This window comes from Streptomyces lomondensis, from assembly GCF_014651035.1.
In the GTDB taxonomy this organism is placed as follows: Bacteria; Actinomycetota; Actinomycetes; order Streptomycetales; family Streptomycetaceae; genus Streptomyces; species Streptomyces lomondensis.
The window spans coordinates 144,085-163,928 of the sequence record NZ_BMWC01000011.1; the positions used below are offsets into that span (position 1 = coordinate 144,085).

27 protein-coding genes and 1 pseudogene are annotated in these 19,844 nt (G+C 68.9%); 12 read left to right on the forward strand and 16 right to left on the reverse strand.

The annotated features are described in order from the left end of the window. Positions 1 to 40: 40 nt before the first annotated feature. The 4 genes from cysS to IE255_RS30805 all read right to left on the reverse strand — a co-directional run bounded on the left by cysS (position 41) and on the right by IE255_RS30805 (position 3,497). Positions 41 to 1,438 carry a cysteine--tRNA ligase gene (gene cysS / locus IE255_RS30790; RefSeq protein WP_190053668.1) on the reverse strand — a complete coding sequence of 466 codons (1,398 nt, stop codon included), beginning with the start codon at positions 1,436 to 1,438 and terminating at the stop codon, positions 41 to 43. Positions 1,439 to 1,443: 5 nt separating this feature from the next. Then, positions 1,444 to 1,974, reverse strand: coding sequence for a 2-C-methyl-D-erythritol 2,4-cyclodiphosphate synthase (gene ispF, locus IE255_RS30795; RefSeq protein ID WP_190053669.1), 531 nt, complete (start codon positions 1,972 to 1,974; stop codon positions 1,444 to 1,446). After that, positions 1,964 to 2,728, reverse strand: coding sequence for a 2-C-methyl-D-erythritol 4-phosphate cytidylyltransferase (gene ispD / locus IE255_RS30800; protein ID WP_190053670.1), 765 nt, complete (start codon positions 2,726 to 2,728; stop codon positions 1,964 to 1,966). Before ispD ends, ispF begins: the two co-directional genes overlap by 11 nt. Positions 2,729 to 3,014: 286 nt before the next feature. Then, positions 3,015 to 3,497 carry a CarD family transcriptional regulator gene (locus IE255_RS30805; RefSeq protein ID WP_003953493.1) on the reverse strand — a complete coding sequence of 161 codons (483 nt, stop codon included), beginning with the start codon at positions 3,495 to 3,497 and terminating at the stop codon, positions 3,015 to 3,017. Positions 3,498 to 4,118: 621 nt separating this feature from the next. On the opposite strand from IE255_RS30805, the gene IE255_RS30810 reads away from it, so the two are divergent. Continuing rightward, positions 4,119 to 4,805 carry a copper chaperone PCu(A)C domain-containing protein gene (locus IE255_RS30810; protein WP_190053671.1) on the forward strand — a complete coding sequence of 229 codons (687 nt, stop codon included), beginning with the start codon at positions 4,119 to 4,121 and terminating at the stop codon, positions 4,803 to 4,805. Between the two features lie 80 nt (positions 4,806 to 4,885). Here IE255_RS30810 and phoP read toward each other — a convergent pair whose 3' ends face one another. Further along, on the reverse strand, positions 4,886 to 5,557 hold the full coding sequence (gene phoP / locus IE255_RS30815; protein WP_465270560.1) for a two-component system response regulator PhoP: 672 nt from the start codon (positions 5,555 to 5,557) through the stop codon (positions 4,886 to 4,888). Positions 5,558 to 5,562: 5 nt separating this feature from the next. After that, positions 5,563 to 6,855, reverse strand: coding sequence for a two-component system sensor histidine kinase PhoR (gene phoR / locus IE255_RS30820; protein ID WP_190053672.1), 1,293 nt, complete (start codon positions 6,853 to 6,855; stop codon positions 5,563 to 5,565). Between the two features lie 245 nt (positions 6,856 to 7,100). On the opposite strand from phoR, the gene phoU reads away from it, so the two are divergent. The 3 genes from phoU (at position 7,101) to IE255_RS30835 (ending at position 8,595) form a co-directional block, all read left to right on the forward strand. Further along, a complete protein-coding gene (phoU, locus tag IE255_RS30825) occupies positions 7,101 to 7,802 on the forward strand; it encodes a phosphate signaling complex protein PhoU (RefSeq protein WP_190053673.1) in 702 nt (233 codons plus the stop codon). Positions 7,803 to 8,016: 214 nt separating this feature from the next. Continuing rightward, positions 8,017 to 8,172, forward strand: coding sequence for a hypothetical protein (locus IE255_RS30830; RefSeq protein WP_190053674.1), 156 nt, complete (start codon positions 8,017 to 8,019; stop codon positions 8,170 to 8,172). A 171-nt stretch (positions 8,173 to 8,343) separates the two neighbouring features. Then, positions 8,344 to 8,595, forward strand: coding sequence for an SCO4226 family nickel-binding protein (locus IE255_RS30835; protein WP_190053675.1), 252 nt, complete (start codon positions 8,344 to 8,346; stop codon positions 8,593 to 8,595). A gap of 76 nt (positions 8,596 to 8,671) precedes the next feature. On the opposite strand, the gene IE255_RS30840 is transcribed toward IE255_RS30835, so the two are convergent. From IE255_RS30840 to IE255_RS40220, 3 genes are all read right to left on the reverse strand, one after another. After that, positions 8,672 to 9,250, reverse strand: coding sequence for a GNAT family N-acetyltransferase (locus IE255_RS30840; protein WP_229906659.1), 579 nt, complete (start codon positions 9,248 to 9,250; stop codon positions 8,672 to 8,674). Continuing rightward, positions 9,247 to 9,789 (reverse strand): DinB family protein, encoded by a 543-nt coding sequence (locus IE255_RS30845; protein WP_190053797.1) that lies wholly within the window; start codon positions 9,787 to 9,789, stop codon positions 9,247 to 9,249. Before IE255_RS30845 ends, IE255_RS30840 begins: the two co-directional genes overlap by 4 nt. A 175-nt stretch (positions 9,790 to 9,964) precedes the next feature. Next, on the reverse strand, positions 9,965 to 10,123 hold the full coding sequence (locus IE255_RS40220; protein WP_308280868.1) for a VOC family protein: 159 nt from the start codon (positions 10,121 to 10,123) through the stop codon (positions 9,965 to 9,967). A 438-nt stretch (positions 10,124 to 10,561) separates the two neighbouring features. On the opposite strand from IE255_RS40220, the gene IE255_RS30855 reads away from it, so the two are divergent. After that, positions 10,562 to 11,146, forward strand: coding sequence for a YrhB domain-containing protein (locus IE255_RS30855; RefSeq protein WP_190053676.1), 585 nt, complete (start codon positions 10,562 to 10,564; stop codon positions 11,144 to 11,146). On the opposite strand, the gene IE255_RS39505 is transcribed toward IE255_RS30855, so the two are convergent. Both IE255_RS39505 and IE255_RS30865 read right to left on the reverse strand, forming a co-directional pair. Beyond that, entirely contained in the window at positions 11,128 to 11,280 is a 153-nt protein-coding gene (locus tag IE255_RS39505; protein ID WP_229906660.1) for a DUF3885 domain-containing protein, read from the reverse strand. The genes IE255_RS30855 and IE255_RS39505 overlap by 19 nt on opposite strands. A 523-nt stretch (positions 11,281 to 11,803) precedes the next feature. Next, complete coding sequence (locus tag IE255_RS30865; RefSeq protein WP_190053798.1) at positions 11,804 to 12,130, reverse strand: GYD domain-containing protein; 327 nt, start codon at positions 12,128 to 12,130, stop codon at positions 11,804 to 11,806. A gap of 379 nt (positions 12,131 to 12,509) precedes the next feature. Between IE255_RS30865 and IE255_RS30870 the strand changes: the two genes are divergently transcribed. The 3 genes from IE255_RS30870 to IE255_RS30880 all read left to right on the forward strand — a co-directional run bounded on the left by IE255_RS30870 (position 12,510) and on the right by IE255_RS30880 (position 13,520). Beyond that, positions 12,510 to 12,872, forward strand: coding sequence for a hypothetical protein (locus IE255_RS30870; RefSeq protein ID WP_190053677.1), 363 nt, complete (start codon positions 12,510 to 12,512; stop codon positions 12,870 to 12,872). A gap of 89 nt (positions 12,873 to 12,961) precedes the next feature. Then, entirely contained in the window at positions 12,962 to 13,168 is a 207-nt protein-coding gene (locus tag IE255_RS30875) for a hypothetical protein (RefSeq protein ID WP_190053678.1), read from the forward strand. Between the two features lie 202 nt (positions 13,169 to 13,370). Next, positions 13,371 to 13,520 (forward strand): hypothetical protein, encoded by a 150-nt coding sequence (locus tag IE255_RS30880; protein ID WP_190053679.1) that lies wholly within the window; start codon positions 13,371 to 13,373, stop codon positions 13,518 to 13,520. Between the two features lie 593 nt (positions 13,521 to 14,113). On the opposite strand, the gene IE255_RS30885 is transcribed toward IE255_RS30880, so the two are convergent. The 4 genes and pseudogenes from IE255_RS30885 to IE255_RS39510 all read right to left on the reverse strand — a co-directional run. Continuing rightward, on the reverse strand, positions 14,114 to 14,746 hold the full coding sequence (locus tag IE255_RS30885) for a hypothetical protein (RefSeq protein WP_190053680.1): 633 nt from the start codon (positions 14,744 to 14,746) through the stop codon (positions 14,114 to 14,116). A gap of 558 nt (positions 14,747 to 15,304) precedes the next feature. Beyond that, positions 15,305 to 15,436: a hypothetical protein gene (locus IE255_RS30890; RefSeq protein ID WP_267974370.1), complete on the reverse strand. Its 132-nt coding sequence runs from the start codon at positions 15,434 to 15,436 to the stop codon at positions 15,305 to 15,307. Between the two features lie 90 nt (positions 15,437 to 15,526). Next, the gene (locus tag IE255_RS30895; protein WP_229906662.1) at positions 15,527 to 16,054 is read right to left on the reverse strand and encodes a UTRA domain-containing protein; all 528 of its coding nucleotides are present in this window, start codon (positions 16,052 to 16,054) and stop codon (positions 15,527 to 15,529) included. Between the two features lie 97 nt (positions 16,055 to 16,151). After that, positions 16,152 to 16,295: pseudogene (locus IE255_RS39510) on the reverse strand (GntR family transcriptional regulator); the annotation flags it as partial. A 56-nt stretch (positions 16,296 to 16,351) separates the two neighbouring features. Between IE255_RS39510 and IE255_RS30900 the strand changes: the two are divergent. Genes IE255_RS30900 through IE255_RS30910 form a run of 3 tightly spaced genes read left to right on the forward strand, consistent with a single transcriptional unit; the run spans position 16,352 to position 17,395 of the window. Beyond that, complete coding sequence (locus IE255_RS30900; RefSeq protein WP_229906663.1) at positions 16,352 to 16,774, forward strand: hypothetical protein; 423 nt, start codon at positions 16,352 to 16,354, stop codon at positions 16,772 to 16,774. Positions 16,775 to 16,826: 52 nt separating this feature from the next. Further along, on the forward strand, positions 16,827 to 17,213 hold the full coding sequence (locus tag IE255_RS30905) for a hypothetical protein (protein WP_190053682.1): 387 nt from the start codon (positions 16,827 to 16,829) through the stop codon (positions 17,211 to 17,213). Further along, a complete protein-coding gene (locus tag IE255_RS30910; RefSeq protein ID WP_190053683.1) occupies positions 17,210 to 17,395 on the forward strand; it encodes a hypothetical protein in 186 nt (61 codons plus the stop codon). Before IE255_RS30905 ends, IE255_RS30910 begins: the two co-directional genes overlap by 4 nt. 170 nt (positions 17,396 to 17,565) lie before the next feature. Here the strand turns inward: IE255_RS30910 and IE255_RS30915 are convergent, their stop codons facing one another. Continuing rightward, positions 17,566 to 18,327, reverse strand: coding sequence for a phosphoglyceromutase (locus IE255_RS30915; RefSeq protein WP_190053684.1), 762 nt, complete (start codon positions 18,325 to 18,327; stop codon positions 17,566 to 17,568). Positions 18,328 to 18,485: 158 nt separating this feature from the next. Between IE255_RS30915 and IE255_RS30920 the strand changes: the two genes are divergently transcribed. After that, positions 18,486 to 19,763, forward strand: a complete 1,278-nt coding sequence (locus IE255_RS30920; protein WP_190053685.1) for an MDR family MFS transporter — start codon at positions 18,486 to 18,488, stop codon at positions 19,761 to 19,763. Positions 19,764 to 19,844 lie beyond the last annotated feature (81 nt).

The following is a 19,844-nucleotide window of genomic DNA, read 5'->3' on the forward strand; positions in this document are numbered from 1 at the left end:
GGCCCGAGCGGCACAATCGATCTTCGGATCGGGGTCGGGGCTAGCGCGGGCCGAGGCTCCAGCGCGGGCCCTGCGGGCTGTCCTCGATGACGAGGCCGGACTGGCTCAGCTGGTCGCGGATGGCGTCCGCGGTGGGCCAGTCCTTGCGGGCCCGGGCGGCCTCGCGCTGGTCGAGGACCATCCGCACGAGCGTGTCGACCACGCCGTGCAGGTCCTCGCCGCGGTCGGTCTCCCCGGCCCAGTGCGGGTCGAGCGGGTCGAGGCCGAGGACGCCGAGCATCGAGCGGACCTCGGCGAGCCGGGCCACCGCGGCCTCCTTGTCGTCGGCGGCCAGCGCGCTGTTGCCCTGCCGGACGGTGGTGTGCACGACGGCGAGCGCCTGCGGCACGCCCAGGTCGTCGTCCATGGCCTCGGCGAAGGCGAGCGGCACCTCGGCGGCCGGCTCGACGGCACCGGCCTTCTCCACCACGCGCTGCACGAAGCCCTCGATCCGCGCGAACGCCGACTCGGCCTCGCGCAGCGCCTCCTCGCTGTACTCGATCATCGAGCGGTAGTGCGGGGTGCCGAGGTAGTAGCGCAGCACGATGGGCCGCCAGCGCTTGACCATCTCGCTGACCAGGACCGAGTTGCCGAGCGACTTGGACATCTTCTCGCCGCTCATGGTGACCCAGGCGTTGTGCACCCAGTACCGGGCGAAGTCGTCGCCGTAGGCCTTGGCCTGCGCGATCTCGTTCTCGTGGTGCGGGAAGACCAGGTCGAGGCCGCCGCCGTGGATGTCGAAGGCGGTCCCGAGGTACTTGTGCGCCATCGCCGAGCACTCCAGGTGCCAGCCCGGGCGGCCGCGGCCCCACGGCGTCTCCCAGCTCGGCTCCCCCGGCTTCGCCGCCTTCCACATGGCGAAGTCCCGCGGGTCGCGCTTGCCGGTCTCGCCGGCGCCGGACGGCTGCTGGAGGTTGTCCAGCTCCTGGTTGGACAGCGCCAGGTACTCCGGGAAGGAGCGCACGTCGAAGTAGACGTTGCCGTCGGCCTCGTAGGCGTGCCCGCGCTCGATGAGGCCGCGCATCATCTCGACCATCTCGGTGATGTGGCCGGTGGCGCGCGGCTCGTAGGTGGGCGGCAGGCAGCCGAGGGCGTGGTAGCCGTCGTTGAACGCGCGCTCGTTCTCGTAGCCGATGGCCCACCAGGGGCGGTTCTGGTCGGCCGACTTGGCGATGATCTTGTCGTCGATGTCCGTGACGTTCCGCACGAACGTGACGTCGTAGCCGCGGTAGTCGAACCAGCGGCGCATGATGTCGAAGTTCAGCCCGGACCGGATGTGCCCGATGTGCGGGGCGGCCTGCACGGTGGCACCGCACAGGTAGATCGAGACACAACCCGGCCTGAGCGGGGAGAAGTCACGGATCTGCCGGGCGCTGGTGTCGTACAGGCGAATAGTCACGGTTCCTAGGGTAGTGGGCCCCGGGGGGTGGGTGCGGCCGGTCGGCCCACCGGCACGACCAAGGCCGTCGCCACCGCCATGAGGCCCTCCTCGCGGCCCGGGAAGCCCAGGCCGTCCGTCGTCGCGCCCGACACGGAAACCGGTGCTCCGGCCGCCTCCGACAGCAGCTTCTGCGCCTCGTCCCGACGCTTGCCGATCTTCGGGCGGGGACCCACCACCTGTACGGCGATGTTGCCGATCCGGAAGCCGGCCTCGCGGACGATCCGGGCGGCCTCGGTCAGGAGGGTCACGCCGGACGCGCCCGACCACTCGGGGCGGCCCGTGCCGAAGTGCTGTCCGAGGTCGCCGAGGCCCGCCGCTGAGAAGAGGGCGTTGCACGCGGCGTGCGCGACGACGTCCGCGTCGGAGTGACCCGCCAGCCCGGGCCCCTCGCCCTCCCACTTCAGGCCGGCGCACCACAGCTCGCGGCCCTCCTCGAAGGCGTGGATGTCCGTGCCGATGCCGACCTGGGGCAGGGGGATCTCGTCAGAAGCCATCGTTGAGCCTCCTGCGGGCCAGGACCGCCTCCGCGAGGACCAGGTCCAGGGGGCGGGTGACCTTGAAGGCCTCCTCGTGCCCGGGGACGGCGACGACCGTGAGGCCGAGTTGCTCGACCATGCCGGCGTCGTCGGTGACCTCGCCGGTCACCGTCTCGTGCGCCCGGACGAGCGTGGCCCGGTCGAAGCCCTGCGGCGTCTGCACCGCCCGCAGCAGCGCGCGCTCCGGCGTGGCGACGACCGGCTCCGGCTCACCGGGCGTCGCGGCGGGCTCGACCTGCTTGACGGTGTCGGCGAGCGGCAGCGCCGGGACCACGGCCGGGGCGCCTTCGCGTACGGCCTCGATCACCGCGTCGACCGTGTCCACCGGGACCAGCGGCCGGGCCGCGTCGTGCACCAGCACGATGTCGTAGCCGGGCGGCAGGGCGTCGAGGCCGAGCTTCACGGACTCCTGGCGGGTCTGCCCGCCCGGTACGACGAGGAAGTCGGTCCGCTCGGGCAGCGCGTGCGCGTCGAGCAGCGACTTGACCTCGGCGGCGCCGTCCGGCGGGGCCACGACCACGACCAGCGAGACGGCGCGGGAGGCGGCCATCGCGCGGACCGCGTGGATGAGCATGGGGGTGCCGCCCAGCGCGCGGAGCGCCTTGGGGGCGCCCGGGCCGAGCCGTACACCCCGGCCGGCGGCCGGGATCACGGCCGCCGTACGGGCCGCCGCGGGGGTGGCCGGCGGTGAGGGACGCGAATCGTCAGACATCGGTTCCTGTCAGGTTTGTGTGCTGGCCTGGCGTGGGTATGGCCTGGAGGAGTGCCGGGCGCGACGCGCTCGACCGGACCCTTCCGTGACGCTGGTCGAGCCGGCTGCCCGGGCCCGGCACGCCAGGCAACCGGGTCGTGAGTGATAACACATCCCGGGCGGACGGCGCATCGGCGTCCGAGTGTGAACATGCCGCAGCGCCCGGCGACAGAAGATATGTCATCGGGCACCGCGGCATTTCGATGTGCAGGCGCTTGAAAAGCAGTGCTGAGCGACCGGCCTCGCCTCAGGAGGCGAGAACCTCGTCGAGCAGGGCCTCGGCCTTGTCCTCGTTGGTGTTCTCCGCGAGGGCGAGCTCGCTCACCAGGATCTGGCGGGCCTTGGCGAGCATGCGCTTCTCTCCGGCGGAGAGTCCGCGCTCGCGCTCACGACGCCACAGGTCACGCACCACTTCCGCGACCTTGATGACATCGCCCGAGGCGAGCTTCTCCAGGTTTGCCTTGTATCGACGGGACCAGTTCGTGGGCTCCTCGGCGTACGGCGCGCGCAGCACCTCGAAGACCCGGTCCAGCCCGTCCTGACCGACCACATCACGCACGCCGACGAACTCCGCATTGTCCGCTGGCACACGTACCGTCAGGTCACCCTGGGCGACCTTCAGCACCAAGTAGGTCTTGTCCACGCCTTTGATCTGGCGAGTTTCGATAGCCTCGATCAGCGCGGCCCCGTGATGGGGATAGACCACGGTGTCGCCAACCTTGAACGTCATGTGACAGGTACCCCTTCCGTGGCTATCCAGGGTAACACGGAAACTGCGGGTTCTGAATGGCGTTTTCGCAGGTCAGGGCATATCTCGGGGCTTGACAAGTCCAACCGGAACGTGCTTCGGACAGGGAGTGGAAGAAGGTATTCGCAGGTCGGAGCGGCTCTCCGGGGTGAGCGAAACGCGTACGTTACACGCATCCGGACCCCCCTCCAGATGGCCGAACATCCCCATATGTCCGCTTCCAAGTGATCGACTTCCGCTACTCCGTTCGGCGGCCCGAGCCGGGTTCCGGTCGAATCCGGAATTGATCACGAGGCCCCCGGGTGTGCCGCGGGTGATCAATTCCCGGGCCGTCGCGCATTCCTTCACGGAAAATTTGCCCTGCTGCCCGGACTCTTATGTGAATGCCGGACGAGCACCTCGCCAATGTGACGCAGGAGTCACATGTGACAGCTGAGTCAGTCGTGGCTGACGAGACGAGCGGCTTGTGGCCTACGCGGGATCCGAGGTGCCGGGGGGTCGGGTGCGGCCGGGCGGGAACGGCTCGGTAACCTAAGGCCCGCTGACAGACACTTAGGGCGGCTTTATCGGCCGCTCCGCTCGAGTCAAGGAGTTGCCGCCGCCGTGAGCAGCAGCCTTCGACGCGGCGTCCTCGCCGCGGCCGCCATCGCGTTCTCCGTTGCCTCGCTCGCCGCGTGCGGTGCCGGCAACAACGCGCAGACCCTCCAGATCCAGCCGGACCACGCGGCGACGAGCGTCGGCAACATCAAGATCCAGAACGCGATCGTGATCACGCAGCCCGACCGCGAGTCGACCGGCCCGGCCGCGATCTCCGCGACCTTCTTCAACTCCGGCAGCACCGCCGAGACGCTGGAGTCCATCACCCTGCCCGGCACGGGCAAGACCGCCGAGCTCAAGCCCGCCAAGGGCGGCAGCCTGAGCATCCCGGCCGGCGGCTCGCTGATCCTGGGCGGCAAGGACAACGCCACCGCCCTGCTGCCGAGCAGCCGCGAGGCCGTCCAGGACGGCAACGCCCAGCGGGTCACCTTCACCTTCAGCAAGACGGGTGACGTGAGCCTGCGCGCCTTCGTCGTCCCCGCCGAGCACTACTTCGCCGAGTGGGGCCCGACCGAGGTCCCGGCCGCGCCGGGCGCCTCGGCGTCCCCGTCCGGTTCGCCGTCGGGCAGCCCCTCGGGTTCGCCGGCCGGCACCGAGAGCCCCGCCGCCGGCGAGACGCCGGGCGGCCACGAGTCGCCGGCCACGCCGACCGACGCGGCCTCCGCGAGCGCCACGGCCGGCGCCGGGCACTGAGCCCCGCGGGACGGTCGTAGCGGAAAAAGGGCGGGACCTCTCCTGGGAGAGGTCCCGCCCTTCGTGGTGCCGTCGCCGGTCTACGGCTCGAACTTGTAGCCCAGGCCGCGGACCGTCACCAGGTAGCGCGGGGCGCCCGGGTCCGGCTCGATCTTGGCGCGCAGGCGCTTGACGTGGACGTCGAGGGTCTTGGTGTCACCGACGTAGTCGGCGCCCCAGACGCGGTCGATGAGCTGCATGCGGGTGAGCACGCGGCCGGCGTTGCGCAGCAGCATCTCCAGCAGGTCGAACTCCTTCAGCGGGAGGTCGACCTTGGTGCCGCCGACCGTGACCACGTGGCGGTCGACGTCCATGCGGACCGGACCGGCCTCCAGGGCCGCCGGAGTGACCTCCTCCGGCTCGCCTCTGCGGCGCAGCACGGCCCGGATGCGGGCGACCAGCTCGCGCGAGGAGAACGGCTTGGTGACGTAGTCGTCGGCTCCTATCTCCAGCCCGACGACCTTGTCGATCTCGCTGTCCTTGGCGGTCACCATGATGACGGGGACGTTGGAGCGGCCGCGCAGCTGGCGGCACACCTCGGTGCCCGGCAGGCCGGGCAGCATCAGGTCGAGGAGGACGAGGTCGGCGCCGTTGCGCTCGAACTCGTCGAGTCCGTCGGGCCCGGTGGTCGCGACGGCGACCTCGAAGCCCTCCTTGCGGAGCATGTACGACAGGGCGTCGGAGAAGGACTCCTCGTCCTCGACGACGAGCACACGGGTCACGGAAGGACCTCCGGGGCGGGAAGCGTTTCGTACGCGGTTGATTCAGGGGATGTGGGGGTGGACCGCCCGGCCTCCTCTTCGAGGCCCGCGCCTCCTGCGCGTTCGTCTCGGGCGGGCTGCTGATGTGCGCGGTCGCGGGCCGCACCGGCCTCCGGCAGCCGCAGGGTGAAGGTGGAGCCCTGGCCTTCGGCGCTCCACACCGTGACCTCCCCGCCGTGCGAGGCGGCCACGTGCTTCACGATCGCCAGCCCCAGTCCCGTACCACCCGTGGCACGGGAGCGGGCGGGGTCGACGCGGTAGAAGCGCTCGAAGATGCGCTCCTTGTCCTTGTCGGAGATGCCGATGCCCTGGTCGGTGACGGCGATCTCGATGTGATCCGCGCCGGCCGCGGTCACCCTGCGGGCCGCTATGCCGACGCGGGTGCGGGCGGGCGAGTAGTTGACCGCGTTCTCGACGAGGTTGCCGAGCGCGGCGGCGAGCTGGCCGCGGTTGCCCCACACGTGCAGGTCGGCGGTGCCGCCCGCGGCCATGGTGATCTGTTTGGTGCCGGCCTGGTGCCGGCAGCGGTCGATGGCCTCGGCGACGAGCTCGTCGACGCGGACGGGTTCGGCGTCCTCCAGGGGGTCGTCGTTCTGCACCCGCGAGAGGTCGATGAGCTCCTGCACCAGGCTGGTGAGCCGGGTCGCCTCGATCTGCATGCGCCCGGCGAACCGCTCCACGGCCTCGGGGTCGTCGGAGGCGTCCATGACGGCCTCGGAGAGCAGGGAGAGGGCGCCGACGGGCGTCTTCAGCTCATGGCTCACGTTGGCGACGAAGTCGCGCCGGACCGCCTCGATGCGGCGGGCCTCAGTCAGGTCCTCGACGAGCAGCAGCACCAGGCGGGAGCCGAGCGGCGCGACCCGCGCGGAGACGGCCAGGGCCTCTCCGCGTCCGGTCCCGCGCCGTGGCAGGTCCAGCTCGACCTGGCGTATCTCCCCGTCGCGCCTGGTGTCGCGGGCCATCCGGAGCATCGGCTCGACGGCGAGCTTGCCGCCGCGGACCAGGCCGAGGGCGTACGCCGCCGAGCTGGCCTTGACCACCGCGTCCGCCTCGTCGAGTACGACGGCGGAGGACCTGAGGACCGACAGGACGGTGTCGACGCCCGGCGGAAGCACCGGGTCCGTGTGCAGGGAGGTACGTGTGGGGCGCTTCTGCTCGCGCTCGCTCCAGCGGAACGCCAGCATGGCGATGACGCCGGTGAGTACCCCGGCGATCGCTGCCGCTGCGGCGACCGCCGCGTTCACGTCCATGCACCCAGGTTAGGCATGGGTCGGGCACGGACCACAGCCGTCGGGCTGCCGGCTCGAACACTCGTCGCCCAGAGTTCACCTTGGAGCCAGTATTGATTCATTTGGGATGCCGGAAACGGACGCGTACGGGCCGGAACGTGGGAGCGTGGGGTTCGGACCGTTGGTTATAAGACGGTCGTACCGCCGGTTTGTCGGTGGGCCCCGGCCCTTGGACCCCCGACTTGAACGCACGAGAGGGACACCTGATGCGGGACGCGTACCACGAGGAACTGGACTCGATCGGCGACGGTCTGGTGGAGATGGCCCGGCTGGTCGGGTCGGCGATCGGGCGCGCCACGACCGCCATCCTCGACTCCGACCTGAAGCTGGCCGAGAACGTCATCGAGGCCGACCAGAAGGTCGACGAACTCCAGCACGACCTGGAGGCCCGGGCGATAGCCCTGCTGGCGCGGCAGCAGCCGGTGGCGACCGACCTGCGGATCGTCGTCACGTCGCTGCGGATGTCGGCCGACCTGGAGCGCTCGGGTGACCTCGCCCAGCACGTGGCGAAGCTCGCGCGCCTGCGCTACCCGGAGCGCGGGGTCCCGAGCGACCTGCACGCCACCATTCTGGAGATGGGCCAGCTCGCCCAGCGCCTGATGGCCAAGGCCGCCGAGGTGATCATCACCAAGGACGTCGACCTGGCGCTCCAGCTGGAGCAGGACGACGACGCGATGGACCTGCTGCACCGCACGCTCTTCCAGCACCTGATGGACGACCGCTGGAAGCACGGCATCGAGACGGCCGTGGACGTCACGCTGCTGGGCCGCTACTACGAGCGGTTCGCCGACCACGCCGTGTCGGTCGCCAAGCGGGTGGTGTACCTGGTGACCGGCGAGCACGCGGACGAGCTCCAGACGGATGTGCAGCCGGAGATCCAGGCGGTGCCCGGGGCGGAGAGCGCCTGACCTCCGGTCGTGCGAGGGCTTCGGTCTTGCGAGGGCTTCGATCCAGGGCTTTGATCCTGCCAGGGCTGCGATCCTGCCAGGGCTGCGATCCTGCCAGGGCGTGAAAGGGTCGGGTGGGGGTCGGCCGGGGCGCGCGGGCGCCTCAGTGCGCCGTTGATGCGCCCAGGGGAACGGGCATCCAATGGGCACAGGCACCAGCCTTGAGGAGGGACCCATGGCCGAATCCCCCAGCACCATGCCCGACCCCACGCAGGACCGCGAGACCGAGCAGCCCGCCGAGATCAGGAGCCTGCCCCTGGTCGCCGCGTGCGGCTGCGGCTCGGGCTGCGGCTGCGGGTGCCAGTCGGGCAGCCCCTGCCAGTGCGGCTGACGCACGTTTTTGTACGACCTGTACGACCTGTCTGTCTGTAGGGCTCCGGCTGGGTGGCCGGGGCCCTACGGCGTTGTGGGTCGCCTTTGTGGCCGTACGGGCGGAGCATGGAACGTACGGGGGCGCCACAGCAAACGCCGTAGCGGGCCGTACGGGAAGGAGGCGCGGGCCATGGCCAAGTTCATGGATGTCCACCACGGCATGAAGGGCATCACGGAAGAGCAGCTGCGCGAGGCCCACGACGCGGACCTCGCCATAGAGAAGGAAGAGCGCGTCCACTTCGAGAAGGCCTGGGCGGATCCGGAGTCCGGCCTCGTCTACTGCCTCTCCGAGGCCCCCTCGGCCGAAGCGGTCCAGCGCATCCACGAGCGGGCGGGGCACAAGGCGGACGAGGTTCATCCGGTGCCGTTGTCGGTTCAGTGAGGTGGTCGGTTCAGTGAGGCGGGGGTGAGGGCCGGGGCTCGGCCCCGGGCCCCTGCCCCGACCGTCGGTAGGGGCCTTACGCCGAGGCGCGGTACTCCGCTCGAGTCAGCGACCAGACCTGGACCGGCTGCCCGTGGGCGGGGACGCGAGTGGTGCGGTCGTGGGCCAGGCCAAGCTTGGCTATGACGCGCGCCGAGGCGTGGTTGTCGACGTGACAGACGCTGACGACGCGCTCCAGACCCACGGCGTCGAAGGCGAACGCCAGGACCTCCCAAGCCGCCTCGGTGGCATAGCCCCGGCCCCAGGAGCGGCGGCGCAGCCGCCATCCGATCTCCACCGCGGGCATGATCTCGGGCAGATAGGCCGGGACGGCCAGTCCCACCCAGCCGATCAGCTCACCGGTCGCGGTCTCCTCGGCGGCGAACAGGCCGTAGCCGCGCTCGTCCCAGCACGCGCGCGTCCGAGCCAGTGCCGCGGCGGTCCGCTCCCGGGTGCCGGGCGAGCCGTCCCCGATGTACCGCATGACCTCCGGGTCGGCGTCCATCTCCGCGAGCGGGTCGAGGTCGGCCTCGGTCCACTGACGCAGCCGGAGCCGTTCGGCGTGGCGCTCAGGGCGCTCGGGGCGCTCTGGGGTGGTGCGTCGGCGCGTGATCACTGCCCTACTCGGCCGTCGATCCGCTCGCGCAGGAGGTCGGCGTGGCCGCAGTGGCGGGCGTACTCGGCGATCTGCGCGAGCAGGACATCGCGCAGTTGGAGTTGTCCGCCGGGTTCCGGGCCGAGGTCGGAGTGGCCGGCGTTGAGGGTGCCGAGGTCGGTGACGCCGGCGAGGTAGCGGTCGGTGAGCTCCGCCTCGGTCCGCCACTGCCGCCAGGCGTCCTCCACGATCGCCGGGTCCGGGAGCGCGCCGTTGAAGGCGCCGTCGCGGTCCTCGTCGGTGCGGTACAGGTTCGGCGCGTCATCGCCCGCCATCACCCGGCGGAAGTGCCGCTCCTCCTCGGTCAGGTGCCGCACCAGCCCGAGCAGGGACATCGTGGACGGCGGTGCGGAACGCCGGGCCATCTGCTCGGCGTCCAGGCCCGCACACTTCATTTCCAGGGTGAGACGGTAGGCGCGCAGGTAGTCGAGGAGAATCCCGCGTTCGTCGGCAGGCGCGGCGTCGGTCTCGCGGGGGTCGTCGTCGGGGTCGACCCACATGTCGGGGTAGATGGTCGACTGCGTCCAGCGCGTCGTCGCTTCTTCACCGGCGTGCTCGTCTTCACCGGCGTACTCATCTGCAGTAGCGTGCTCACCCGGGACCATGCGGGCATGGTGGACCGGGTCGGTGCGGGCCCGCCACCCAATATCCGTCCCGTCAGCCGGTATCGCGCCCTCAGCGGAGCTGCTCGGCCAGGGTGACGATGATGCCGCTGGGGCCGTGGACGTAGCGGAGCCGGTACAGGTCCTCGTGCTGGGCCACTTCACCGACGAGTTCGGCACCGTGGGTGCGCAGGCGGGCGACTGTGTCATCGATGTCGTCGACGGCGAACATGAGGCGCCGTAGGCCCGGGGGGCGGTGCGATCTCCGGCTCGGTACGGATCGCCGCCGGTCAGTGGAACTTGGTCAGCTCCAGCAGGCCGCAGCCGTGCGGGGTCCGCATCATCGCGATGTCGCCCCTAACGCCGTCGAGCCCTACGACCTGGGCGGCCCAGGGTCCTCCACGGGCATGGTGGCGGGGAAGTCGGTTACAACGATGCCGATGTGGTCCATGTGTAACGCCATGAGCTTGAGGGCAGCACGGGTGCTGCCTGGTGTGGTGACACTCTGATGTCGATCAGCAGGCTGCTCATCGAAGTCCATACTGGCGCAGAGCATTTGTTTTTCAGCTGCTGTATTCCTGGGCGAGAAGGTTCGGTGGCCCCTTCTGCGTGGCCCCTGAGCTGTAGGAATTCGCTGGTCAAAACCGGGTCGGTACGGGATGCTGCACGCGTGATCGAGCGAGAAGCCGCCGTTCGAGCCGTCGAAGAGCAGCTGGAACGCGACTATCAGCAGTGGCGGGCTGTGAGCGCGGAAGCAGTGAGGATGGCTGTGGTCCGTGTCAAGGAGCACGAGCTGGTGTGGATCGTCTCCTGGCAGTCCGAGGACTTCGTACGCACCCGGAACTCGAAGTACGCGCTGATTGGCAACGGGCCGTATCTGGTCGACCGCGTCGACGGGGGATTGCACCGGATCGGCGTCGTCTCCGCGGTAACCGGAGAGTGGGAGGCCGACTACCGGGTCCGGATACGCGGGCTGCCGGTGCACACCGCAGTGGACGATCTACACGATGCGCTCCGCGAAATCGCGCCTACGCGCGGACGCATGCATGCTGTGCGGACACTGCGCCAAAGACTGCCCGTGCTCTCGCCCGCGGAGGCCATCGAATACGTGAGCGCGTTGTTGGAGGGTGATGCACCCGCCCGCCTCGTGGCCGTCGCCACCAAGGAACTTGTGGAGCCTCTCAACCCGGTACTTGCGGTGAAGACCGTTCTGAGCGGGACGACGATCCGAGCCGGTCAGAGACCCGAGGGATGACTGGAAAGCCAGTCGGCATGCCAATCGCGCATCTGGTCCCGCTCGTCGGGCGTGGCGAGGAAGATGTCGGCGCCACCGTCGTAGGGGTGGTGGATGCGCTGCATGCGGGTGTCGGTGATGAGGATTCCCGCCACCTTGTCGTCGGCGGTATCTCAGAGCAAGTCGTCGATACAGCCGCGCTGCCAGAGCCAGCGGGCAGCGAAGACGTGGCAGTACGTGCGGAACTCAGGGTCTGGATCGTCCTCCACCAGCATGCTCTGCCAATTCTCGTGACGGGTTCCAATGACGGAACCTCGGCTTCGGTCGTCCAGAGGGGAGTGATGACATACACGTCCGCACCAGCGACAACTCATCGAGGACGGTGTTGTAACGCTCCAGGACGACGTGTACTCGCTCTCGTCCTCCGCACGCACAGCAACAAGCCCCCTACCAACGGAGACCCGCAGGCAGGGGGCTTCTTCAGCTCTCGAGTTACTTCTTCTTGCCCTGGGTCTTGTCGGGGATCTTGGTGGCCTGCGTTTTCGCTGTTCAGGAGCAATGGGCACGTGCGCCTGGTAGTCGACGTTGGTCATCATCGGCCACTGTCGAGCGACCTCGGACGGCCCAGGGACGGCCCGAAAGCTGGGACTTACTCGTCGCTGCCGGCCACCTGGACCACTACGCGCCGGGGGCCCGGTACTGGACTTGCCCGGCCTTGCGCAGGGCATCCATGGTTTCGTCGATGCTCAGGAGGACGGTCGTCTCAAACGAGCTGAGTGCGCCGCCTCCGCTGATCGCCAGGGCGACCGCGGCCATGGAGACGTTGTCGGGGGCCTCCCACAAGTTGTAGCCGTCGTGTGTGCCGAACGCGTACCAGAAGCCGTGTAGCTTGCCGCCGACGGACTCGATGTACGACTGAGCGGCCTTTGCACGGTCCTCGGGGTGGCCGATGAGTCTCGCCCAAGTCTCCGGCGTGTAGCTGAACCTTGATAGATAGAGCGGCATCATGTCTCCCTTTCGTCCCAGCAAGGGATGCCCCCGCAGGGTGAGAGACGCCCCAAAGGGCGCGCGCATCTCCCCCGAATGGCCGGGATGATGACCGGCATAGCCACTGCCGTGAGCGACTCCACCCGCATCGGAACTACAGCATCGAAGCCCTCAGCTTGGGAAGCCTGGGTTGTCTACGAGTGGTCGCTGAGCTGACGTGCGGTGGCGCAGCCCCGGAGCCTGACAGGCTGGCGCCCTGGTCCCCGCCATTCCCCGTGGTTCCCTGCACGATCTGGCACGGTTCTGGCACGATCTCTTCGTCTGCTTGTAGCAGTACTGGGCCGGTGCCTGGCCGGTATGCGAAGGCTGGGCAGTGGCCACGCGATGGGGAGGGGCAATGAGGATCAAGGACCCGGAGTACCCGACAGCGGTCGAAGCGGCTGTGGAGATCCTGCGGGAGTGGGCCCGTCGGGGACAGACCGTCACGTACGGGGAGTTGAGCGCCGAGTTGGCGGTACGGGGCTTCGACTCCATTCCGCCTCACCGCGGAGTTATGACCTACCTGCTCAAGGATGTCTGCCTCCACCGTAACGAGGACGGACGAGCACCGATGCTCTCGGCGATCGTGGTGAACAAGGCGAGCCGAGAGCCATCCGACCAGTTCTCCGGCCTTGCTCGAAGCCTGCCCTTCTCCCGGCCGGCCAACTGGACCTGGCGGGACGAGCAGCAGCAGGTGTTCGCTCAGCACCGCGAGGAATGACGTCAGCCCTCGCCACTCGCTTCAGGAGTTCGATCCGATTCCCCTTCGGTGCGGCCAGCGACTGGTGCGATGACTGGACAGAACCATTGGTGGCCCCGGACCTGGCGGCCGACGAGCGGATGCGGCTGGAATGCGTGCGGCTGTCGGCACAGGGTCGGATAGCGCCCGAGATCGCGAAGATCGTCAACCGGCACGTGGCCACCGGCGTGCCGGGCTGCGCCGGTTCCTCGACGGCGGATTCGATGCGCTGGCGGATGCGCCCCGTTCGCACTGGCCTGCGTGCCGCCCTATCCTGACCAGCCATGCGCCGCGATGCCCGGCCTGACGTGTGGCCGGGTATCGCGGGCTCAGCGCCTCTGACGTGTGCGCACTGCTACCGCGAATTTTCACTTCGCTGGCAGGAGATCTCATGCCCACAGGCCCAAAGCACCAACGCTTTATCTTCGTCGAGTTCAACGAAGACGGGCGGGAGAGCGGCTATTGCGAGGACTGCCGTTAATGATCGAGGAAGACCATGACGGCGACGGAGGCAGCGAGTCGCTAAGCGTGCATGACGCGGCAGACATCTGGCTGTCGAAGGGGCTGAACGAGGACTACATGTTCGGCTACAACGACTCTGAGTTGAAGCGCGCCGCCGGTCTCAGCTGAACTACGACTCGCTGCGTCGGCCTTCGGTTCCCGCACTGGCCTGGGTGCCGCTCCCATGCGAGCGGTCACCTGAGAACACCGCTCCGAGGCGAAGGCCCTTCCTCAATCACGGTGAGGGTGTGCCTTCGTCATGTTTCTGATGAAGCTAGCAATATGCCCGTCTTCGACTCGCGGCGTCGTGCCGCCCGGTGCTTAGAAGAAGCGGGAACATGGTGTGGTGGCAGTCAGCCAGCACGCCGTCGGCGCCGTGCCGGGCTGTTGAGTGCCGCTGGCGTCCGCCGTAGTTGCCGTCACTGCCGTCGGCGTCGACGGCGTCTGACCACCGCATTAGGAGTTCGATCCGAGCCCGTTTCGGCTGCTGCCGTCGCCTGGTGCGACGGCCGGACCGGGGCGCTGGTGTGCGCCCCGGTCCGGCGTCGTTGATGTCAGCCGTGGATGTCAGGTCGCTCCTCGATGCGAACTACGGGCAGGGAGGTCGCTGAGGTCATTCGCGCTGGCCATGAGGTCGCTAGTGACTCCTGGCCGTCACCTGCAGTTGCCGCAGTTGCTGTACTTCCGTGCTGTACTACAACAGCTCCACGCCGCGCGCATCTTCAGCATGAATCCCGCGGCCTCGGCGGCAGTTCCTGACACATTACCAACTGGAATTCATTGTAGGCGTCAATGAACCGCTCTTCCTGGAACTCAATACGCGGGCTTGTTGGAGGTGGGTCCCACAGCGATTTCGGGAGCGAAGCGGAGACTGCACGGCTCGCATTCACGGCGTCATAACTTCCGTAGACATACACGGAATTCAGACTTCCCTGATACGCCGAGCGAGCCTCATCCCATGCACTCCTGTCAAATTTACAAGGAATCTTCTTGGTGCAGTTTGAAATTGCATCGCTCGTTTCAACGGCGAACCGGTCGGCCGAGTTAAGGAATTTGCTGTAGACTTCCGCACGCTTTTCTCGCTCTTCCGACCTGCGCTCTTCCTGAGCCTGAGACTCCTGCGCCTTCTCGGTCGACCTAGATTGCTGCCATGCCGCAAGCCAGGAGAAACCTCCGGCTATTACAGCACCAACCACAATCCCTATGAGACCGATTAGGACATCCGATTTCTTGCCGTCTGAGACGGATGCATTACCGCCCGATGAGCTCGAATTGGTGTTACTGGAATCGGTAGAAGCATCATCAGCAGTAGCGTCCTGGCTAGGCGATCCCGACGCATCATCCGGCGAAGTCATGCGTCAGATTATAAGTGTCAACCGCATGACCGCCTCATCAGTTCCTTTCTGCGCGCTTGCATCTGTCCACCGAGGTCGGCGTAGCGACTTTGGCCAGGAGCTGCTTTGGCGCGAGTGATCATGGCCCCGTAAGCTTCCGGCGCGTCGGGCAGCCTGTTGACCTGCCCGTTAAAGCACAACGTTGGGGCCATGATCTTCGAGGCTCGCGCCAAAGTGGCTGGCTAAAGTCGCGGAGTCGACCGCCCCAGCCGAAGAGGGTTTCTCCCGTCCCATGCCCGCACTCGCCAGCGCGCCGCCTGGCGCGGCCAGCCGGGGCGAAGACAGAGGCGGGCCGCGCAGCGGCGGCGCGCGCCCGCGCCGTGCGCGGGCCTTGAACCAGTAGAGAAAGTTGTAACTCAGTCGGGGAGCCGGGGCCGTCGTGCCCGGATGGCTACTCGCTGCGGGCGCCGTCGTAGCACTCGGACGCCATGGTGTGCCGACGCGACGGCGCCCCGATCCGACGAGAACCCCGAACCCTCCGCAGTCTGCGGCCTCGGACCCGCAGCGCAGGATGTACGCCTAGGCCGCCTCGACGACCTCGTCCCGCATCGCAGCGGCCCACTCCGCGACCAGATGCTCGTACCGGCCGCGCTGTTCGCCGTAGAGCCAGCCGCCGCACGCTACGACGAGCACACGGATCTCCTCGTTCACGACGGCAGCAGACCGCGCGGAACCGGGGAGTGGGGAGTGGTGGACAAGTCGTAGAGCCACGGCCACGCAGTGACGGCGAATGCCCCGGGGTCAGTCGTCGAGGTCGATGCGGAAGTCGACGATGGTGGTGTCGCCGCGCCGTACGATCGGGTGAGCCACCTCGACAACGCGGCCGGTGTCGGCGATGTGCCTGCGGGTGTATCGCAGCACGGGCACGCCGGCGCCGATCCGGAGCGTGGCGGCCTCCAGTTCCGTGGGCATGGCCGCTGTGAAGGACTCGGTGATCTGCGTGACGCGGATGCCGAGGCTGCCCAGTTGGGCCCTTGTGCCGCCCGGCCAGGGCTCGTTGATGGGGTCAGCGACGGGGGTGTCGGCGACATCGGCCCAGCGCAGGTATGAGGTGCTCATCTGGGTGGGCTGATCGTTGTCGTAGAAGACGAAGTGCCGCGCGAGCAGCTTCTCGCCCGGTTCGCACTCGAACTGCGAGGCCAGCTCGGCGTCTGCCTGGACCCGCTCGAACCTCTTGTCCAGCCGGTATTCGGACCAGCCGATGCCCTGGTCCTTGGTGTACGGGGTCGACTTGGCGCCCGGTGTGGAGCGGTACCGGTCGGCCGCCATGCGGTGGATCGCTGGCCGGGGACGGACGCGCGTGCCGGCGCGTGCCGGCGCGTGCCCGGCTCTCAGTGAGGCCCTCGCTGGCGAGTAGGCGCAGCGCGCTGCGGACGGGCGCTTCAGATACGCCGTACTGGCGGCACAGCTCGGGGATTGTGGGGATCTGGTCGCCCGGCCCGTACTCTCCGGAGGAGATGCGGCGCCGCAGGTCGGCGGCGATCCGCAGGTACTCAGGCTGTGCCACCACGGCACCCCCACTTCGGCCGATCCGTCAATCCGGATACACATACTCTCCCGTCCCGCTTGACCGGCGCCAATCACCCCGACAATCTGGATACAGATAAGAGGTACCCGTATCCGGAAACCAGCGAAATCCGGGGGACAGTCATGCCCGAGTCGGGACATTCGTGGCAGAAGCCGTTCAAGGCAGAGCCCATCGAGGCCCGTCACGTCCGCCTGTGGGTGGCCGGCCGCGTGAGGCACCCCGATGCCCCGACTGTCGCGTCCGAGCTGTACGTCGCGATCCTCAGCTCTGGCGCCCCCGCCGTGGAGATGACCCTGTCGACGGCAGGGCCGCGCATCCGCATCACGGCGCTCGGGCCGGACCCGCTCCCGCTCCTCTGCAGCCACGGACCCGGCTGGCAGATCATCACCGGCCTCGCCACCTCCTCCGGGCTCACCACCGACGAATGCGGACTGTGGGCGCAGTTAGGGACGAGCCGGTGACCTACCCCCCGGGGAACCGCCCCCGCCGACCAGCAAGCACGAGGGACAGCCGATGAGCAGCACACACACCGAGACCACCCCCGTCGAGCAGGCGCTGGCGCTCCTGGCTCTGCCCAGTCTCGACGACCTCACCACAGACCAGGTCCGCGGCATCGCCTGCGTCTGGGACAGCAGCGAGAAGGTGCTCACCGAGGAGGGCGCCGTCGTCCTCGGGCCGCGCCGCAGGAAGTGCCCAGGCGGTGAGGACGAGTGGCACCCCCGCGGCTGCCCGGAGCACGTGGCGTCCGCCGCATACGAGGCGCTGTTCGCCCACTGCATGGGGGACTGCGAGGCGTGCAGCCGACCGGAGGAGACCGGCGTGGACGGAGGCGCACAGGAGACCTCGTGCGAGGTCGGCGTCACCCTGCGCCGTCTGGTCATCCGGAAGGGGCGGCTGTGACTCCCCGCCCCGTCCACCTCGGCCTGCCGCTCATCGACCCGGAGCCGGTGCGTGGCTGCAAGGAGTGCGCGCGGCTGGCCCGCGAGCGAGAGGAAGCGCGGACAGTGGGCGACGCGGCGCGCGTCTCCGACTGCAACGTCTGCATCCGACGCCACCCGCACGAAGCACCGGTACCCCAGTGACCCCCGGTGCCGGTGCGCCGCCGACCGCGCCGACGGCGGGATGGCTCGTCCCCTCCCACCTGGACTGACGAGCGCGGGCCCTCGCCCTGACGGCACACAGGCGGCCCCGGAGTGCGAAAACGCCCCCTCCCAGCGGAGAACCCGCAAGCAGGGGGCGTGTCCGTGCCGGCTTACTTCTTCTTGCCCTGGTTCTTGACCGCCTCGATCGCTGCCGCGGCCGCCTCGGGGTCCAGGTACGTGCCGCCCGGGTTCACCGGCTTGAAGTCGGCGTCGAGTTCATAGGACAGCGGGATGCCCGTCGGGATGTTGAGGCCCGCGATGTCCGCGTCGGAGATGCCGTCCAGGTGCTTGACCAGGGCGCGGAGGGAGTTGCCGTGCGCCGCGATCAGGACCGTGCGGCCGGTCAGCAGGTCGGGGACGATCGCGTCGAACCAGTAGGGGAGCATGCGGACGACGACGTCCTTCAGGCACTCCGTGCGCGGGCGCAGCTCGGGCGGGAGGGTCGCGTAGCGCGGGTCGGAGAACTGGGAGTACTCGGCGTCGATGTCCAGCGGCGGCGGCGGGGTGTCGTAGGAGCGGCGCCACAGCATGAACTGCTCCTCGCCGAACTCGGCGAGCGTCTGCGCCTTGTCCTTGCCCTGGAGGGCGCCGTAGTGGCGCTCGTTCAGGCGCCACGAACGGTGGACCGGGATCCAGAGGCGGTCCGCGGCCTCCAGGGCCAGCTGGGCCGTGCGGATCGCGCGCTTCTGGAGGGACGTGTGAACCACGTCGGGGAGGAGATCGGCGTCCTTCAGGAGCTCGCCACCGCGGACTGCCTCCTTCTCGCCCTTCTCGTTCAGGTTCACGTCCACCCAGCCGGTGAACAGGTTCTTCGCGTTCCACTCGCTCTCGCCGTGGCGGAGGAGGATCAGCTTGTACGGTGCGTCGGCCATGACCCAGAGCGTAATCCACGCATTCGCCCGTTCGCGTGGCTGCCCGGCAGGCGGACGTTTGACGGGATCTGTTAATTGAGTGGTCCCCGTCAACCGGCGGATTGTAACGTTCGATTACCGCCAGCGCCGCTTACATCCTGTTGCATCCGGGGGAGTCCATGCCGTACGCCACGCGCGCCCGACGGGCCGTTCGAGAGACGGTCTCGGGGCTGCCCCGCGAGTTCTGGTGGCTGTGGACCAGCACCCTCGTGAACCGGCTCGGCGGCTTCGTCGCCACCTTCATGGCGCTGTACCTGACCCTCGACCGCGGCTACTCCGCCACGTACGCCGGCCTGGTCGCCTCCCTGCACGGGCTCGGCGGGGTGATCTCCTCGCTGGGCGGCGGGGTGATGGCCGACCGGCTGGGGCGGCGGCCGACCCTGCTGATCGCGCAGGCCTCGACCGCCGTGTCCGTGGCGCTGCTCGGGTTCGTGCGTGACCCGGTCGCGATCGCGGCCGTCGCCTTCCTGGTCGGTATGGCGAGCAACGCGTCGCGGCCCGCCGTGCAGGCGATGATGGCCGACATCGTCCGGCCCGAGGACCGTATCCGCGCCTTCTCCCTCAACTACTGGGCCATCAACCTCGGCTTCGCCGTCTCCTCCATGGCCGCCGGGTTCATCGCCGAGGTCAGCTATCGCGCCGGGTTCCTGATCGAGGCCGCGATGACGATGGCCTGCGCGATCCTCGTCTTCCTGCGGCTGCCGGAGTCCAAGCCGGCCGAGGCGGTGAGGACGGCCGCCGCCCGGTCCGACGACTCCGTCAGCCTCGGGACCGTGCTGCGTGACGGGCGTTTCATGAGCGTCGTCGGACTGTCGTTCCTCGTCGCGCTGGTCTTCCAGCAGGGGTCGGTGGGGCTGCCGGTGGCGATGGGCGAGGCCGGGTTCACGCCGGCCGAGTACGGCATGGCGATCGCCGTCAACGGCGTACTGATCGTCGTCCTCCAGATCCCGGTCACCCGGTTCATCGAGCACCGTGACCCGCGCCGGCTGCTCGTCGTCTCGTCCCTCCTCGCGGGGTACGGCTTCGGGCTCACGGCCTTCGCCGGGTCGGTCGGCGTCATCGCCCTCACGGTGTGCGTGTGGACGCTCGCCGAGATCGTCAACGCGCCGACGCAGACCGGGCTCGTCGTACGGCTCTCCCCGCTGCACGGGCGCGGGCGCTACCAGGGCATGTACACGATGTCCTGGTCCGTCGCGGCGCTCGTCGCTCCGCTGCTGTCCGGCTTCGTCATCGACCGGTTCGGGGCGGAGTGGCTGTGGGGGCTGTGCGCGGTGGTCGGGACCGTGGCCGGGCTGGGGTACGGGGTGCTGATGGGGCGGGTGCCGGAGGAGAAGGCGGCGGCGGTGGTCGAGCCTGAGGTCGGGGTGCGGGCGCAGCCGGAGGTCGGCACGGGATGAGCCGGAGGAGGAGGGGGCCTGTGGTGACAGCGACGGTCCGTGAGTGGGACGACGGGCAGAAGCGGCAGAGACCCGCCTTAC